General features: G+C 70.7%; 14 protein-coding genes and 1 riboswitch. Of the genes, 3 read left to right on the top strand and 11 right to left on the bottom strand.

Features of this window, described 5'->3' with window-relative positions; translation table 11 throughout:
* Positions 1 to 74 precede the first annotated feature (74 nt).
* Positions 75 to 206: riboswitch (cyclic di-AMP (ydaO/yuaA leader) on the top strand.
* Between the two features lie 5 nt (positions 207 to 211).
* On the top strand, positions 212 to 1,249 hold the full coding sequence (locus tag Actob_RS01760) for a coiled-coil domain-containing protein (RefSeq protein WP_284918187.1): 1,038 nt from the start codon (positions 212 to 214) through the stop codon (positions 1,247 to 1,249).
* A gap of 64 nt (positions 1,250 to 1,313) precedes the next feature.
* Here Actob_RS01760 and Actob_RS01755 read toward each other — a convergent pair whose 3' ends face one another.
* The 5 genes from Actob_RS01755 to Actob_RS01735 all read right to left on the bottom strand — a co-directional run bounded on the left by Actob_RS01755 (position 1,314) and on the right by Actob_RS01735 (position 9,162).
* Entirely contained in the window at positions 1,314 to 3,683 is a 2,370-nt protein-coding gene (locus tag Actob_RS01755; RefSeq protein ID WP_284918186.1) for a glycoside hydrolase family 65 protein, read from the bottom strand.
* Positions 3,684 to 3,697: 14 nt separating this feature from the next.
* Positions 3,698 to 4,438 (bottom strand): beta-phosphoglucomutase family hydrolase, encoded by a 741-nt coding sequence (locus Actob_RS01750; RefSeq protein WP_284918185.1) that lies wholly within the window; start codon positions 4,436 to 4,438, stop codon positions 3,698 to 3,700.
* A gap of 98 nt (positions 4,439 to 4,536) precedes the next feature.
* Positions 4,537 to 5,013, bottom strand: a complete 477-nt coding sequence (locus tag Actob_RS01745; RefSeq protein ID WP_284918184.1) for an ATP-binding protein — start codon at positions 5,011 to 5,013, stop codon at positions 4,537 to 4,539.
* A gap of 271 nt (positions 5,014 to 5,284) precedes the next feature.
* Complete coding sequence (locus Actob_RS01740) at positions 5,285 to 6,577, bottom strand: ABC transporter ATP-binding protein (protein WP_284918183.1); 1,293 nt, start codon at positions 6,575 to 6,577, stop codon at positions 5,285 to 5,287.
* Between the two features lie 455 nt (positions 6,578 to 7,032).
* Entirely contained in the window at positions 7,033 to 9,162 is a 2,130-nt protein-coding gene (locus tag Actob_RS01735; RefSeq protein ID WP_284918182.1) for a DUF5941 domain-containing protein, read from the bottom strand.
* A gap of 208 nt (positions 9,163 to 9,370) precedes the next feature.
* Here Actob_RS01735 and Actob_RS01730 point away from each other — a divergent pair, with 208 nt between their 5' ends.
* A complete protein-coding gene (locus Actob_RS01730) occupies positions 9,371 to 9,574 on the top strand; it encodes a PspC domain-containing protein (protein WP_284918181.1) in 204 nt (67 codons plus the stop codon).
* 915 nt (positions 9,575 to 10,489) lie between these two features.
* On the opposite strand, the gene Actob_RS01725 is transcribed toward Actob_RS01730, so the two are convergent.
* From Actob_RS01725 to pdxH, 6 genes are all read right to left on the bottom strand, one after another.
* Positions 10,490 to 11,233, bottom strand: a complete 744-nt coding sequence (locus tag Actob_RS01725) for a DUF4230 domain-containing protein (protein WP_284918180.1) — start codon at positions 11,231 to 11,233, stop codon at positions 10,490 to 10,492.
* Between the two features lie 85 nt (positions 11,234 to 11,318).
* Positions 11,319 to 11,615: a type II toxin-antitoxin system VapB family antitoxin gene (locus Actob_RS01720; RefSeq protein ID WP_284918179.1), complete on the bottom strand. Its 297-nt coding sequence runs from the start codon at positions 11,613 to 11,615 to the stop codon at positions 11,319 to 11,321.
* Between the two features lie 59 nt (positions 11,616 to 11,674).
* Positions 11,675 to 12,316 carry a nitroreductase family protein gene (locus tag Actob_RS01715; RefSeq protein ID WP_284918178.1) on the bottom strand — a complete coding sequence of 214 codons (642 nt, stop codon included), beginning with the start codon at positions 12,314 to 12,316 and terminating at the stop codon, positions 11,675 to 11,677.
* Complete coding sequence (locus tag Actob_RS01710; protein WP_284918177.1) at positions 12,316 to 13,233, bottom strand: aldose 1-epimerase family protein; 918 nt, start codon at positions 13,231 to 13,233, stop codon at positions 12,316 to 12,318. Before Actob_RS01710 ends, Actob_RS01715 begins: the two co-directional genes overlap by 1 nt.
* A 10-nt stretch (positions 13,234 to 13,243) precedes the next feature.
* The gene (locus Actob_RS01705; RefSeq protein ID WP_284918176.1) at positions 13,244 to 14,500 is read right to left on the bottom strand and encodes an MFS transporter; all 1,257 of its coding nucleotides are present in this window, start codon (positions 14,498 to 14,500) and stop codon (positions 13,244 to 13,246) included.
* Between the two features lie 29 nt (positions 14,501 to 14,529).
* Positions 14,530 to 15,183, bottom strand: a complete 654-nt coding sequence (pdxH, locus tag Actob_RS01700; RefSeq protein WP_284918174.1) for a pyridoxamine 5'-phosphate oxidase — start codon at positions 15,181 to 15,183, stop codon at positions 14,530 to 14,532.
* Positions 15,184 to 15,389: 206 nt separating this feature from the next.
* Here pdxH and Actob_RS01695 point away from each other — a divergent pair, with 206 nt between their 5' ends.
* Positions 15,390 to 16,496, top strand: coding sequence for a citrate synthase 2 (locus Actob_RS01695; protein WP_284918172.1), 1,107 nt, complete (start codon positions 15,390 to 15,392; stop codon positions 16,494 to 16,496).
* Positions 16,497 to 16,533 lie beyond the last annotated feature (37 nt).

Genomic DNA, 16,533 nt, shown 5'->3' with positions numbered 1-16,533 from the left:
GACCCTGATGTCCCGTGCTATCTCAGGTAAGCTTGCCGCCGGTCCTGCCAGGACGGCACCGCCCCCGAGTTGCCGGCAGGCCGCCGCCTAATCACCGAAAGGTGAGCCGGGGAACCAGGTAGGTGGGGTGAATCCGCGTCATGCGGTAGGGATAGCTTCCGTCCCGAACCCGTCAGCTAACCCGGTCGGCGGTGACAAGGAAGGATTGTTGATGACCGCACGTCCCCGCCGGTGGCTGACGCTTGCCCTGGCGCCGCTGGTGACCGCCGCCATATTCGTGGCCCCGATCACCCCGGCACACGCTGCCCCTGGAGGCAGCGGCACGACCGCTGAGGAAGGGGAGGCGAGCGACGACCTCTCCGACCAGATCGAGGCCACGAACCGCCGGTTCGTGAACGCCAAGGCAGCGGTCGCGAAATCGAAGAAGACCCAGATCCAGCTGGCCGCCCAGATCAAGACCGCCGAGGCTCGGCGCGACCAGTTGGTCCCCGAGGTCAACGCGATCGCCAAGCAGCAGTACCAGGTCGGCAACCTGAGCTCGCTGAGCTTCCTGCTGCGGGCCAGCGACTCCGCCGACTTCCTGGACAAGGCGGTCAGCCTGGAGGAGATCAACAAGCTGCACGACGAGAAACTGCACGAGCTGAACACCCTGCTGCAGGACATCACCGCGGACAAGACCCGGCTCGACGCCGAGGTCAAGAACCAGGAGCAGCAGCTCTCGGTGCAGAAGAAGCTGCACGACTCGGCCGAGGACCAGCTCGAACTGCTCGGCGGTGGCACCGGCATCAACAAGACCATCACCGCCGGGTTCGTCGACGCCAAGTCGCCGACCGCCGCCCCGGCACCGCGCAACTCCGACGGCGGTTTCTCGCCGGAGTCCTGCAACCAGGACGACCCGACCACCGACGGCTGCATCACCAAGCGCACCCTGCACCTCTACAAGGAGGTGAAGAAGGCCGGCTTCAACATGTTCGTCGGCTGCCACCGCGACGGTGGCCCGTTCGAGCACCCGAAGGGCCGCGCCTGCGACTGGTCGTTGCAGAAGAGTGGCTTCTCGTCGGCGACCGGCAACGCCAAGATGATGCGGTACGGCAACGACCTCACCGCGTTCCTGGTGCGCAACGCCGATCGGCTCGGCATCTACTACGTCATCTGGTACAAGCAGATCTGGTTCCCGGCGACCAACAACTGGCACGCCTACCACGGTCCGAGTGATCACACCGACCACGTGCACGTGTCGCTGCTGTAGTCACGTCAGTCCTGATGAGAACGGCCCCCACCCGTCCGGGCGGGGGCCGTTCTCTCGTGGTGTCTCAGTGGTGCGGCGTCGCGCGCCGCACCGGGGCACGCCCGGCCGGCTGCGCCGGTGCCGGGCCGGCCGGCCCGGCCGACGGGATCGCCATGGTCACCGGGCGGACCTGGGTGACCTCGATCTCCTTGCCGTGGTGCAGCAGGGTGAGCCGGGCCGAGCCGCCGCCGTTGCGCAGCGAGTAGGTGACCTCCTCGGCGGTGACGTTGACCCGCAGCCGCAGCCCCCGCCAGAGCAGCGAGAAGTCCAGGTTGTTGATCCGGCTGGGCAGCCGCGGCGCGAACGACAACTGGCCGTTGAAGTCACGCATCCCGCCCAGGCCGGCCACCAGTGCGATCCAGGAGCCGGCCAGCGACGCCACGTGCACGCCGTCCCGCGCGTTCTGGTGCAGGTCGTGCAGGTCCATCAGGGCGGCCTCGCCCAGATAGTCGTGGGCCAGCTCGAGGTGCCCGGTCTCGGCCGCCATCACCGCCTGGATGCAGGCGGACAACGACGAGTCCCGGACCGTCCGCGCGTCGTAGTACGCGAAGTTCCGGGTCTTCTCCTCCGGGGTGAACGCGTCCCCCCGGATGTACATCGCCATCACCAGGTCGGCCTGCTTGACCACCTGCTTGCGGTACAGGTCGAAGTACGGGTAGTTGAGCAGCAGCGGGTAGCCCTCCGGCGGGGTGTTCTCGAAGTCCCACTCCTGCAACCGGGTGAAGCCCTCGCACTGCTGGTGGACGCCGAGCTCCTTGTCGTACGGGATGTGCACGGCCGCCGCCGCGTCCCGCCAGGAGGCCGCCTCCTCGTCGTCGACCCCGAAGCGCCGCGCCAGGTCCGGATGCCGCTTGCAGGCCTCCACCGCGGTCATCAGGTTCTGCTGCGCCATCAGGTTGGTGTAGATGTTGTCGTTCACCACGGCCGTGTACTCGTCGGGCCCGGTGACGCCGTCGATGTGGAACCGCCCGTGCCGGTCGTGGTGGCCCAGCGAGCGCCACAGCCGGGCGGTCTCCACCAGCAGCTCCAGGCCGACCTCACGCTCGAAGTCGTAGTCGCCGGTGGCCTGGACGTAGCGCCGGACCGCGTCGGCGATGTCCGCGGCGATGTGGAAGCCCGCGGTGCCGGCCGGCCAGTACCCGGAGCACTCCTGGCCGCGGATGGTCCGCCACGGGAACGCGGCACCCTGCAGGCCCAGCGTCTGCGCCCGCTCCCGGGCCAGGTCCAGCGTCGAGTGCCGCCAGCGCAGCACGTCCGCCGCCGCCGAGGGCTGGGTGTAGGTGAGCGCGGGCAGCACGAACGTCTCGGCGTCCCAGAACGTGTGGCCGTCGTACCCGGGACCGGTGAGGCCCTTGGACCCGATCGGGCGTTTCTCCGCCCGGGCACCGGCCTGCAGCGTGTGGAAGAGACCGAAGCGGACCGCCTGCTGCACCTCCGGGTCACCCTCGACGCGCACGTCGGAGTGGTCCCAGAAGGCGTCGAGGTACTCCCGCTGCTGCTGGACCAGGCCCTCCCAGCCGTCCAGCCGGGCGCTGGCCAGCGCGGCGCCGACCTGATCGCGCAGGGCGGGCAGCGAGCGCACGCTGGACCAGCCGTACGCCGCCAGCTTGACCACCCGCAGCTTCTGCCCCGGCTCCAGCCGGCAGGCCACCGTGGTGCGCAGCCAGTCGCCGTGCCCCTCGGTGGTGATCGCGTGCCGGCCCGGCGTCTCCACCAGGTGCTCCATGGCCGCGGCCATCCGCAGGTCACTGACCTTGGTGCGGTGCACCAGCAGGCCGCCGGACCGCTGCTCGAGCATCTCCTCGGCCTGCAGCGGGTGCTCCAGCACCGCCGCCACCCGCGGGTCCTTGCTCATCGGCGGGAGCTGCTCGTTGGCCACCAGCTCGGACTGCAGGATCAGCCGGGCCGCGCCGTCCAGCGGCTCCACCTCGTAGAGGAAGGCGACGACCGCCCGCTGAGTGAAGGAGACCAGGCGCACGGTGCGCACCCGGACGCCCTGGCCGGACGGGGAGACCCACTCCACCACCCGCTCCAGGGTCCCGGCGCGCAGGTCCAGGCAGCGCTCGTGGGAACGCAGCTCGCCGTATCGCACATCGAACGGCTCGTCGTCGACCAGCAGCCGCATCAGCTTGGCGTTGGTGACGTTGACCATGGTCTGGCCGGACTCCGGGAAGCCGTATCCGCCCTCGGCGTGCGGCAGCGGCCGCAGCTCGTAGAACGAGTTCAGATAGGTGCCGGGCAGGCCGTGCGGCTCGCCCTCGTCCAGGTTGCCCCGTATCCCGATGTGGCCGTTCGAGAGCGCGAACACCGACTCTGACTGGGCCAGCAGGTCCAGGTCCAGCCGGGTCTCCCGGATGTGCCAGGGGTCGACGGGGTAGGCCCGTTCACGGATCACGGTCGTGCCTCTTCTTAGTGGTTGAGCAGTTCGGAAAGGTCAGTGACCACAACATCGGCGCCGTTCTCCCGGAGCGCGTCGGCCTGGCCGACCCGATCCACGCCGATCACCAGGCCGAATCCACCGGCCCGGCCCGCGGCCACTCCGGCCTGGGCGTCCTCGAAGACCGCGCAGCTCTCCGGGGAGAGACCGAGCAGTTTCGCGGCGTACCGGAAGGTGTCCGGCGCGGGCTTGCCGGGCAGGCTCAGCTCGCGGGCGACGACCCCGTCCACGCGGACCTCCAGGAGGTCGGCGATGCCGGCCGCCTCGAGCACGTCCTTGCAGTTGGCGCTCGCCGAGACCACCGCGCGGCGCAGGCCGGCGGCCTTGGCGGCCTTCAGGTACTCCACCGAGCCGGGGTAGACCTGGACCGCACCCTCCTTGATCTTCTGCAACACGAGCAGGTTCTTGCGGTTACCGACGCCGTTGACGGTCTCCTCGTCGGGCCCGTCGTCAGGCGTGCCCTCGGGAAGGGTGACACCCCGCGAGGCGAGGAACGTGCGCACACCGTCGGCACGCTGCCGGCCGTCGACATATCGGTGATAGTCGACGCCGGAATCGAACGGAACAAACTGTTGATCATGATGCCGGGCCCACGATTCCAGAAACGTGTCGAACGTTTGTTTCCACGCGGCACTGTGCACAAGGGCGGTCTGCGTGAGCACCCCGTCAAGATCGAAAAGACAAGCGGTTACCTGGGAAGGAAGTCCGAGCACGCGCCCAATGTAGTCGCACCCGCCGCGGCACGAGAGGCGAAGGGCGCCTTCACATTTCCTGTGTGTTTCGTAAGCCGTTCAAGCTGCTGTTTCAGCTTTCAGCTCAACGGTTCAAGATCCATACGCAGTCCGATCGAGGTACCTATCGGCCCGGTCGCGGTGGTCACCTCGTCGCACAGCTGGTGCGCCAGCCACAGCCCGCGGCCACCGATCTCGTCCGTACCGGGGAGGAGATCGCCGTCCAAGTAGTCGTCCGGGATGCCCGGTCCGGAGTCGGTGACCACGCACCAGACCGAGCCGGCGTCCACCCGCAGCACGATCCGGCCGCTGCCGCCGGCGTGCAGCACCACGTTCGTGATCACCTCGTTGATGGCGAGCACGTAACCCGAGAGGCGGTCACCGGTCACGCCGACCGCGGGCAGCAGCCGGGACACCTCGTGCCGCAGCAGGGTGATGTCGGCGTGCCCGAACGTGCGGTCCAGCAGCACCGGCGAGCCGGCCGATGGAGGGACGGCGTCGCCCCTCGGCTCCCCGCCTGGAGCCGAGCGCACGCTCTGGCCGATCCTGTCCTCCACCGTCGTGCAGCCTACGCGCTGTGTCCATCCGGTGGCAGCAGGCATCCGCGATCCCGCCCGGAAGTGGCAGCCACCACGCCGCCCGAAGCCGCCGCACCATGGCGCGACCCAGCACCACCCCGAGCCACCACGCCGCCCGAAGCCGCCGCACCATGGCGCGACCCAGCGCCACCCCGAGCCACCACGCCGCCCGAAGCCGCCGCACCATGGCGCGGCCCGGCGCCACGGCGGGCCGACGTGGCGCCCGACCGCAACACCGCGCGCCGGCCCATCAGCGCCACCCCACGTCGATCCGGTCTCCCCGCTCGTCGAAGAAGTGCACGGCGTCCATCTGTACGGCCACGGTGAGCGGATGCCCGGGGGTGACCGCCGGGTAGGGCGCCAGCCGCACCGACAGCTCGGCCGCCTTGCGGTGGTGCCGTCCCGGGTCGAGCACGCTGATCGGACCGCGCTGCTGCTCCTCCTGGGCGGTGGCGGAGGTCGACTTGGTGAGGCGCTGGAGCGCGCCGCCGAGCCGCTTCAGGGTGCCGCCGGAGGGCTGCTCGCGGGCCGGGCCGCCGATCTCGTCGACGACGATCGCGGTGGCGCCGATGTCCAGGTAGGCCAGCGACTCGTGGCCGTGGTGCTCCAGGTAGCGGATCCGGCCGTGCAGGACCGTCCCGGGCGTGTCGGGGGTGACCGGGGTGAGCGCCTCGGCCCGCAGCCCGACCACGATCCGCTCGCCGTGGTACCGCGCCACCGCCCGCGAGCGCGGGTCGGTCCAGGCCAGGTAGAGCGTCTGCTCACCGAAGTTCAGCGCGACGTAGCGGTCCAGGTGCACGTAGACCGACGCCTCCAGCAGGTTCATCCGCGGCGAGCCGAGGAAGGCGGCGACGTAGAGGGTGGCCGGGCGGCGGTAGACCTCGGTGGGGGTGCCCAGGTCCTGGAGGACGCCGCGCCGCATGATCGCCACACGGTCCGCCATGGTCAGCGCCTCGGCCTGGTCGTGCGTCACGTACATGGTGGTGACGCCGAGTTCCCGCGTCATGCTGGTGATCTCCGCGCGCAGTTCGGCACGCAGGCCGCTGTCCAGGTTGGAGAGCGGCTCGTCCATCAGGAAGATGCCGGGGCGGCGGACCATCGCCCGGCCCATCGCGACCCGCTGCCGCTGCCCGCCGGACAGCTGGCTGGGGCGGCGGCCGAGCACCTCGCCGATGCCGAGCGCGCCGGCCACCGTGCCGACCCGGTCCTGCCGGGAGCCGGGCTCGACACCGGAGAGCTTGAGCGGGAAGCCGATGTTGTCGGCGACCGTCATGTGCGGATAGAGCGCGAAGTCCTGAAACACCATGGCGATGCTGCGGTCGCGCGGCGGCACGTCGAGCACCGGCTCACCGTTCAGCAGGATCTCCCCGTCGGAGGGGTCCTCCAGCCCGGCGATCATCCGGAGCACCGTCGACTTCCCGCAACCCGAGGGGCCGAGCAGAACCATGAACTCGCCGTCCCGGACGTCGAGCGACACCCGATCCACGGCAACCGTGCCATCTGGCCAAATCTTGGTGACGTCCTTGAGCGCGACGGTGGACACCGCCAACCTCCCCGATCGTTTTTGTGATCCCGATCCCACGACGGTCGGCGATCGGGTACTGACTTTGCGAGTGCCTTCGATGCTTTGCCATCGGGCGAACGTGCCATTCGCGGATAGTGATTAATCGATTACGGAGATCCGAACTCTGGGAGACATTGTGTGCACGTTCCCAGCAAGAACCGACAAATCGCGGTCCGCTGTTCGCTCCCTGCTCCGGCGCCCCAGGATCCGCCGCTTTCCGGTACGCCCGGAGGTCCCGCCTCAGGCAAGCAGCCGAGCCCCGCCCCCGCCGTCGCCAGGCGTCCGGCGCAACTCCCCACCGTCGCGGCACACCTCGCGATGACCCGGAGCACCTCGCAACCGCGCACCGCCGCCGCCCCGCGACAGCGCACCACCACCGCCGCCTCGAACCGCGCACCACCGCCGCCGCCCCGCGACAGCGGGGCACCGCCCGCTCACCGAGTGCGCGAAGCCCGCCAGTCCCGGATCGCCGTAACCGCGAACGCTCCCCCGACCAGCACCGCCAGCACCGCGAACCCGCCGGTCGCGAAGCCCGCCAGCGTCACCCCGGCCAGCAGCACCGTCCGGCCCTCCCAGCCCAGCACCGCCGCACCGGCCCGGGTCCCCGGCGCGCCCTTCTCCATCCGGGCGGTCAGGTCGTAGTGCCGCAGCGCCAGCACGAACACCAGCAGGAACACCACCGGCCAGGGCACCCCGCCGACCACCCCGGCGAGCACCACGAGCAGGTACTCGGCGGCCCGCAGCGCGGCCGGCACCAGCCAGTCCAGTGGCCGGTCATGGCGAGCCCGGGCGGTCATCCCGGCCGCCAGCGCCGCCGGGATCCCGCCCGCCAGGAGTCCGGTCCGCAGCGGTTCGCCGGCGACCAGGCCGGCCATCGCGTACGCCGCCAGCACCGCCGTCACCACCAGCGGGAAATCCATCCGGGCCCGGCCCAGCACCCGCCGCGCCAGCCAGCCGTCGTCCCGGTGCCGCCCGGTGTCGACGGTGTTCAGCACGGCCACCCGCATCGACAGCGCGCGCAGCGACCGCAGCGACAGCGTGTAAAGGAATGCCAGCACCCCGAACCCGACGATCGCGGTCAGCGTCACCCGCCCGTCGGTGAGCGCGGCGGCCACCGCGATCAGCGCCCAGCGCTCGCCGATCGGGAAGACCACGATCCGCTTCGCCCAGTAGATCAGCGACCCGCGGCTGCTCTGCGCCGCCTGCGAAGCCGCCGAGAGCCGGGCGCCGACGCCACCGGCGGTCTGCGGACGGGGCCGGGCCGCCGCCTCGTCGTGCAACGCGCCGTACCAGGTGTCGGTCATGTGCCGCACGGTCTGCAGCGCGATCGCGGTGATCGCGAGCGGCCACGCGTAGGGCAGTCCGAGGCGATCGGCGCCGGCCGCCAGCCCGGCGTAGACCGCGTACTCCTTGGCCCGGTCCGCCATCGTGTCCAGCCAGCCGCCGAACGCGTCGAACCGCCGGGTGTACCGGGCCAGCTGCCCGTCCACACAGTCCAGCACGAAGCCGAGGTAGAGCAGCACCCCGCCGAGGATCATGGCGGCCCTGGAGGCCTGCCAGAAGGCCAGCGCGGCGGCGCCCGCGAAGAGCACGGAGAGCCCGGTCACCGCGGTGGGGCTCAGGCGCAGGCGGGCGGCGGCACGGGTGACGAGCGGAGACCAGGTGCTCACCGCGTACGTCGTGAAGAAGTCGTCCTGTTCCTTGACCGCGAGCCGCAACCGCGCACGGTCCTCGTCGATCCCGCGGATCCGTCCCCGGGCGGCGGCGAGCTCCCCGTCGCTCCGCACCTGCTCCGCGTGCAGCTCACGCACCCGCACGGCCACCGGCACGAGCCCCGCCTCGAGCAGCCCCGTCACCAGCCCAGCGCCATCATCCCCAGCCCCGCCGGCACCGACCGCAGCGTCACCGTCCTGGCCCGCCGCAGCCTCGCGGTCCGCCAGGCCGTCACGGTCCGCCGCACCGTCACAGTCCGTCGCACCGTCACAGTCCGTCGCACTGTCGCGGTCCGCCGCGCTGTGACGATCCACCGCGCCGTCACGGTCCGTCGCACCCACGCGGTCCGCTGCGGAGTCGCTGTCGCTTTCGGCCGGGACCCCTTTCCGGTACGCCGGGAGCCGGTCGACGACCTTCTCCAGGAGCATCAGGTCCGTCGGAGCCAGGCACATCGCACCCAGATAGCGCACCGTGCCCGCGCCCGACCCGGCCGGAACCGCCCGTCCCCGATCCTCCCGCAGCTCGCCCGCCGGGTCCGGAGCCACCAGCACGGTGCTGCGCCCGGCCGGATCGGTGGCCAGCATCCACAACAGGCTGTGATGGGTCACGAGATTGTCGGCGCAGATCAGCAGCGGCTCGCCCGCGTCATGCGCCCGGCCGGCCGCCTCCCGGATCCGCCCGCGCAGATCATCGCCCGGCTCCACCCGATCGATCTCGGTCGCCCCGGCGGTCCGCAGCGCGGCGATGAGATCCCGGCGCAGCTCGCCACCCGGCTCACCACTCAGCCCGGCGCTCGGCTCGTCGCCGGTGGGGGTGGCCCCGAGGCCCGGGTACAGGAGGGCCAGCGGCACCGTCTGCCTCCACAAGATGAACAAGAGCCCGCAGCTCGGGGCCTCGCAAGAAGGCTAAAGGTTAACAGCGAGAGGCATTCGGGTACGGGTCCCCCTTACGGGAGCTTGGTGGCCACTCTCCCCCTGCGGGATGAGGGACGACCGGCCCGCCGTACCTAACGTCGAAGTGGTCCGGGGCGCAGCGCCCCGGCCACCACTGAAGGAGTGGATGATCGTGACCAGCCCTCTGAAGTCGCGCAGCCTGACCCGCCCCCGCCACGACCGCTGGATCGCCGGCGTCTGCGCCGGTCTGGCCCGCCGCACCGGGCTGTCCTCCGGAACGGTCCGGCTGCTGTTCGTCCTGTCCTGCCTGCTCCCGGGCCCCCAGTTCATCGCCTACCTGATCCTCTGGGTCCTGATGCCCAACGAGTAACCCCTGACCACCGCCGGCGCCCACCCTCGTCGAGCAACCAGCGTCCGGTGGCCGCCCGCCCCACCAAGCGACCACCGCCCAGCAGCCGGCCACCCCACCAAGCGACTCCTGCCTGACAGCCAGCCCCACCAGGCGACCGCCGCCCGGCAGCCGGCCACCCCACCGAGCGACCGTCGGCAGGCAGCCGGCCATCCCACTCAGCGACCACTGCCGAGCAGCCGGCCGCCCCGCAAGGATCACCGCCGAGCAGCCGCCGCCCCACCAAGCGATCACCGGACGCAAGGACACCGATGGCCGGCGAGTAACCCGCCGGCTTTCGGGGCACATATCCAGAAGCGAACCGGACCGGCGTCCACCTCGCCGGTCGATGAAGGCTCCCGGCCGGGCGGAAGCCGGGCTGGCACACCCGGCCGGGACCCATCCCCGCCTGCCCCGCCCAGCAACCCACGGGCAGGCGACCGCCACCCCGCACAACTCGCAGACGAGTGCTCGCCGACTCGGCCGCGAAGCGAACCGACGCTGACCCGCCGTCTCCCGCTTTGTCCAAGGCGGGGTCGAACCAACTGGTCATCGCCGTCACGTTCAGCTCGCGCCGGTGATCGAGCCAGATTTTCGCGACTCGCCGTGAACACCGAGCCGCCCCAACCGTCGCACCGAATGGGCAACGCCAACGGACGGCACCGCCGAACCACCAGCCGACCAACAACAATGCCGGTCGCCGACCCGCAAGCCGAACCACCAGCCGACCGACAACGATGCCCCCGACCCGCAAGCCAGACCACCAGCCGACCGGCAACGATGCCGCCGGCCCGCAAGCCGGATCGCAGCCCCGCCAACCACCGGGCCGCGATTCCCGACGCCGCCGCCCCACCACCCCCGGGGGCGGCGGCGTCACCCATTTACCCGGTTCCACCGTCAGGGATGGGTGAAGTTGACCTTGACCGAGGTGTAACCCAGACGGACGAACAGGCTCTCCAGCATCAGCTGGGTGTTCTGCTGCGCCCGCTGATCGAGCCCGCTCGACCTGGCCGCCTCGGTGATCTTCTCCTGGGCCATCTGGTAGACCCGCTGCTGCTTGTCGGTGTCGGCGTGGAACGCGTCACCGATGCTGGTCAGCAGGCCGCGGTTCTCCTCGACCACGTAGCTTTTCGCCATGTCGAGGGCGGCCGTCGACTGCTGCGGCGGCGGAAGGGTGAGCTCGATCGTCTTCTTCTCGTTGTCGACCTTGAGCGCGTCCCCGGCGAGGGCGCTGAAGTCGACATAGGCCTCCACAGTGCCCGAGCCGACGAAAAGGATCCGCCGGTTGACCAGGAAGTCGGGAATGTTCTCCTTGTTCTGCTGGAGGTCGACGATCACCTGGAAGGTGCCGTCGGCCGCCACGTAACGATGCAGGTCGCGCATGGACTGCAGCAGCACCGGCTGACTGCGGTCGACGGTCTGATCGGAGAACGGGTTGTCGAAGGAGGGCAGCACGTGCATCGCGCGCAGCCCGAAGCAGGACGCGACGATCAGGGCGAAGACGACGCCGATGAAGATCAGCAGCCGGGCGAAGAAGCTCGGCCTGTGCTCCGGGAGGACGGCCGGGGCGACCGGCTCGGCCCCATCGGGCACGGCCGGATACTCCGTCGTCGGCTCTTCGACATCCGGTGAGTTGGCCATGCCCCAACGGTACGGAGGGGGTCCGACAATTCGCGACCGGAGGAGCCGGAACGCCAGCATCCCGCGCGAAAACCCGACAAAAGGCCTAACCCTCGACGACCAGAACCCGCGCGTGAATCTGGTTCCGCTGCTGAAGCGCCGCCCGCAACGCCCGGTGCAGCCCATCCTCCAGGTACAGCGCGCCCTGGTACTCCACCACGTGCGGGAACAGGTCCCCGTAGAACGTCGAGTCCTCGGCCAGCAGCTTGTCCAGCGCCAGCTCCCGTTTCGTGGTGATCAGGTCGGCGAGCCGGATCGGCCGCGGCGGGATCTCCGCCCACGCCTTCAGCGTGGTGTGGTGATCGGGGTACGGGGCTCCGTCCCGGACCGCTCTGAAGATCACGGCGGCTGCCCCTCTCCCTGCGAGATGTCCATCGGTATGCCAGCCTAGCCGCGGTCCGGTCAGGCACCACCCGACGCCTGAGGGACCGTCACGGCCGAAGCCCACCGGCCATGATGCACCACGTCGTCCACCGGACGGTGACCGCGCTTGAGTGACGGTGACCTCTTGTCCGTTCCCCGATAGCCGACCGTCAGCGCACCGACCGGGTGGAACTCGCCGGGCACCCCGAACGCCGAGCGGAACGCGTCGATCCGGTCGGCGGGCAGCCCGATGAAGCACGAGCCGAGCCCCTCGTTCACCGCGGTCAGGTGCATCAGCAGCGCGGCGAATCCGGTGTCCACGTCCCAGTACGGCACCGGCCAGCGGGACTCGTCCCGGTCCGCCCAGCCCTTGTCTGATTCCGCGTACCGGTCGAGATAAACCGATTTGTTGGACAGGGCGACGATGACCAGCGGCGCGGTGCTCATCCGCGCCAGCCAGGCGCCGGCCTCCGGAGTCGACCCGGTGGAGGTGACCGACCAGAACAGCTTCCGGTCGTCGGGGTCGGTGAGGACCAGGAAGCTCCACCCCTGGGAAAAGCCGGCGGACGGGGCCCGTAGCCCATGCCGGACAATCTTGTCGACCAGCTCCGGCGGCACCGGCCGCGCGGGGTCGTACCCGCGGACCATCCGCCGCCGGCGGATCACCTCGTCGAACTCCATCAGGCGCGGATCCCCCACGCGGTGGTCCAGGTCTCGCCCGGGGCCAGCGTGACCAGGTCCCGGCCCGAGCGGAACGCGTCCGGCGGGCAGGTCATCGGCTCGATCGCGACCGACCGGCGGTGCCGCTCGCCGTGCAGGGTGTCGCCGGTGAAGACCTGCCAGTACTTGAACTTGTCGTCGGCCCAGAAGACGATTTTCGCGTCCGAGTTCGCGTCGGCGAGCACCACCTCGGTGAGCCCGTCGGCGCCGAAATCGATGTCGCCGAACGTGGTGTCCAGGATCGCCGTCCCGATCCGGCGGGGCTCGGCGTAGTCGAACTCGCTGCCGGCCACCTTCACCGCGCCGATCGGGAGCAGCCGGGCGTCGGCCAGGATCCGGGTTTTCGCCGGCACCTGAAGAACGGTGTTGTCCACGGTGACGCCGGGCAGCCGCAGGTACGGGTGCACCGAGTACCCCCACGGCGCGTTCGCGTCGCTGGTGTTCACCACCTCCTGCACGCAGCGCAGTCCCTCGGCGGAGACCGACCAGCGGGTCCGCAGGGTGAGCGCCCACGGGTAACCGACCTGGGGCGGCAGGTCGTACTCCAGGGTGACAGCGGAGGCGGTGTGCTCGGTGGCCCGCCAGCGGGACCAGTTCACCAGGCCGTGGATGGCGTTGTGCCGGGCCGGCTCGGTGAGCGGCAGCTGGTACGTCGTCCCCTCGAACGTGTACTGCCCGTCCCGGATCCGGTTCGGCCACGGCGCGAGAGTCTGGCCGGCGGAACCCGGGGAGATCTCGTCCGGACCGAAGCCGTCGAGCAGCTCCACCCCGCCGGACGAGAAGCTACGCAGCGTGCCACCGACCTCGGCGAGAACGGCGCGGCGACCGTCCGCCTCGATCGACCACTGGACCCCGGATTTCGCGGCTGTCTCTGTCATACCCGCGACACTATCGTCCGGCATTGTCGGCGGGTTCCGGGACGGGCCGGTAACGAATCAGTGCCGGGAAGGCGAACGCCAGGACGACGGCCAGCGCGGCGGCCAGGAAGCCGCCACCCACCCAGGAGGCGCCCACGCTGGTCAGATCGGCGGTGGCACCGGCCCGCAGGTCACCCAGCCGGGGACCGCCGGCCACCACCACGGTGAACACGCCCTGCAGCCGGCCGCGCAGCCGGTCCGGCGCGAACGTCTGCATGATCGTCTGCCGGTAGACCGCGCTGACCAGGTCGGCCGCGCCGGCCACGGCGAGCAGCACGATCATCAGCCAGAGCTGGTCGGCCAGGCCGGAGAGGGCGATCGCGACACCCCAGCCGACCACCGCGACCACCAGCGCGATGCCCTGCCGGCGGATCCGGCTGATCCAGCCGGAGGTGAGGCCGCCCAGCACCGAGCCGATGGCGATCGCGCTGAACAGCCAGCCGACCGCGGAGCCGCCGCCGAACCGCTCCTCGGCCACCGCCGGGAACAGCGCCCGCGGCATGGCGAACACCATGGCGATCAGGTCGATGCCGAAGGAGAGCAGTAGTACCGGCTGGGTGACCAGGAACTTCAGGCCGGTCACGATGCCGCGCAGGCCGGCCGTCGGCTTCTCACCGGAGTCGTCGTGCTCGATCGGCGGGATCGGCGGCAGCCGCCAGGTGGCCCAGAACGTCACGGTGAACAGCAGGGCGTCGACCGCGTAGGCCACCTCGACGCCGGTACCCGTCGACCAGACCCCCATGATCACGCCGGCCGCCAGTGGGCCGAGCACGCCGCCGGCCGTGGTGGTCGTGTAGTTCAGTGTGTTCGCCGCCGGGACCATCGCTGTCGGCACGATTCGCGGGATGATCGACTGCCGGGCCGGCGAGCTGATCGCGAAGCCGATCGACTGGACCGCGGTCAGCGCGAGCAGCAGATAGGGGCTGCGTGCCCCGACCGCCGCCTGTGCCAGCAGGCCCAGCGTGACCACCCAGGTCAGCGCCGAGCTGGCCAGCAGCAGCCGCCGCCGGTCGACCACGTCGGCCACCGCGCCGCCCCAGAGCCCGAAGATCAGCAGCGGGATCAGCCCGGCCACGCCGAGCAGGCCGACCCAGAACGGCGAGTGCGTGATCGCGAACATCTGCACCGGTACGGCCACCGCGGTGAACTGGAAGCCGAAGAACGACGCCCCGTTGCCGATCCACATCCGGCGGAACGTCGTCACCCGTAGCGGGCTGGTGTCGATCATCCAGGAACGGCGCGGTCTCGCCACCACGCTCACGGGGCGAGCCTCTCCACGATCCAGGAGGAACCGTCGGCGCGGTACCGCAGCCGGTCGTGCAGCCGGTTGCTCCGGCCCTGCCAGAACTCCACGGTCTCGGGCCGCACCCGCAGCCCGCCCCAGTGCGGCGGCGCCGGCACCGGCCCGTCACCGAACCGCTCGATCGCCGCGGCCAGCCCGGCGTCCACCGCGTCCCGCCCGCTCACCACCGTCGACTGCGGGCTCGCCCAGGCGCCGAGCTGCGAGCCGCGCGGCCGGGAGGCGAAATACTCCTCGGTCTCGGCCCGGGACACCCGCTCGACCGGGCCCGCCACGATCACCTGCCGCTGCATCGAGAACCACGGAAAGACCAGGCTCGCGTACGGGTTGAGCGCCGCCTCGGTCCCCTTCCGCGACTCATAGTTGGTGAAAAATACGAAACCGGTCGAGTCGTACCCCTTGAGCAGTACGGTACGAGCCGACGGGCGGCCGTCCGGACCCGCCGTCGCGACGATCATGGCGTTCGGCTCCGGCAGCCCGAACGCTGTCGCCTCGGCGAACCAGGCGGCGAACTGGGTGGCCCAGTCACCGGCCAGCGAGCTCTCCAGCAAAGGTCCGTGCTCGGTGTAGTCACGGCGCATCCCGGCGGGGGACGGCTGAGCGGTTGGCATCCGGGGTACTTCCTTTCGACAGGGCTGACCCGCGGCGGAAAACCGAAGCCACCCCTTTGACGGAACGAACCTAAGTCCCCGCCCGCCGGGTGTCAGTTGAACCAGGATGGGTGTCATCGAGAGCACAATCCTCACGGGTCGACCGTGCGGTTACCCGGCGGGCAAGATGAATCACTCACCGCAGCTCACGTCTCCCAGGGAGTGCCGTGTCCGACTTCAAGCCGGGGCTCGAGGGCGTCATCGCGTTCGAGACCGAGATCGCCGAGCCCGACCGGGACGGTGGCGCGCTGCGGTACCGCGGCGTCGACATCGAGGATCTGATCGGCCAGGTCTCCTTCGGCAACGTCTGGGGGCTGCTGGTGGACGGCCGGTTCGGGCCGGGGCTGCCACCGGCCGAGCCGTTCCCGGTGCCGGTGCACTCCGGGGACATCCGGGTCGACGTGCAGTCCGCGGTCGCCATGCTGGCGCCCTACTGGGGTCTCGACCAGCTCCTCGACATCAGCGACGAGCAGGCCCGCAAGGATCTCGCCCGGGTCTCGGTGACGGCGCTCTCCTTCGTCGCCCAGGCGGCTCGCGGTCTCGGCCTGCCGGCCGTCCCGCAGAAGGACATCGACAAGGCGGAGACCATCGTGGAGCGGTTCATGCGTCGCTGGCGCGGTGATCCGGACCCGCGGCACGTCAAGGCCGTGGACGCGTACTTCATCTCCGCCGCCGAGCACGGGCTGAACGCCTCCACCTTCACCACCCGGATCGTCGCCTCCACCGGCGCCGACGTGGCCGCCTGCATCTCCTCGGGGATCGGCGCGCTCTCCGGCCCGCTGCACGGCGGCGCGCCCACCCGGGTGCTGCACATGCTGGAGGCGGTGGAGCGCAGCGGCGACGCCGAGGGCTATGTGAAAGACGTGCTCGACCGTGGCGAGCGGCTGATGGGTTTCGGTCACCGGGTGTACCGCGCCGAGGATCCGCGGGCCCGCGTGCTGCGCCGCATCGCCAAGGATCTCGGCGCCCCGCGCTACGAGGTCGCCGTGGCCCTGGAGACCGCGGCGCTGGCCGAGCTGCGGGAGCGCAAGCCCGGCCACGACCTGTGGACGAACGTGGACTTCTGGTCCGCCGTGGTGCTCGACTTCGCCGAGGTGCCGGTGCACATGTTCACCTCGATGTTCACCTGTGCCCGGGTGGCCGGGTGGAGCGCGCACATCCTGGAGCAGAAGAAGCTCGGCCGGATCCTGCGCCCGGCCCTGCGCTACATCGGCCCGGAGCCCCGTAAACCCTCCGAGGTCGAGGGCTGGTCCCAGCTGACCCATAATGTGTGACCGTGGCTGAGCCGACCCGCAGCGGAGAACCGAGGCA

The organism is Actinoplanes oblitus (genome assembly GCF_030252345.1).
GTDB classification, from domain to species: domain Bacteria; phylum Actinomycetota; class Actinomycetes; order Mycobacteriales; family Micromonosporaceae; genus Actinoplanes; species Actinoplanes oblitus.
This window is presented reverse-complemented; position numbering and strand designations above follow the sequence as displayed.

Coding starts and splice junctions, on each gene's coding strand:
- Actob_RS01715 (WP_284918178.1), bottom strand. CDS start 12,316: ATGGAGTTCGACGAGGTGATCCGCCGGCGGCGGATGGTCCGCGGGTAC.
- Actob_RS01725 (WP_284918180.1), bottom strand. CDS start 11,233: ATGGCCAACTCACCGGATGTCGAAGAGCCGACGACGGAGTATCCGGCC.
- Actob_RS01730 (WP_284918181.1), top strand. CDS start 9,371: ATGATCGTGACCAGCCCTCTGAAGTCGCGCAGCCTGACCCGCCCCCGC.
- Actob_RS01710 (WP_284918177.1), bottom strand. CDS start 13,233: ATGACAGAGACAGCCGCGAAATCCGGGGTCCAGTGGTCGATCGAGGCG.
- Actob_RS01760 (WP_284918187.1), top strand. CDS start 212: ATGACCGCACGTCCCCGCCGGTGGCTGACGCTTGCCCTGGCGCCGCTG.
- Actob_RS01705 (WP_284918176.1), bottom strand. CDS start 14,500: ATGATCGACACCAGCCCGCTACGGGTGACGACGTTCCGCCGGATGTGG.
- pdxH (WP_284918174.1), bottom strand. CDS start 15,183: ATGCCAACCGCTCAGCCGTCCCCCGCCGGGATGCGCCGTGACTACACC.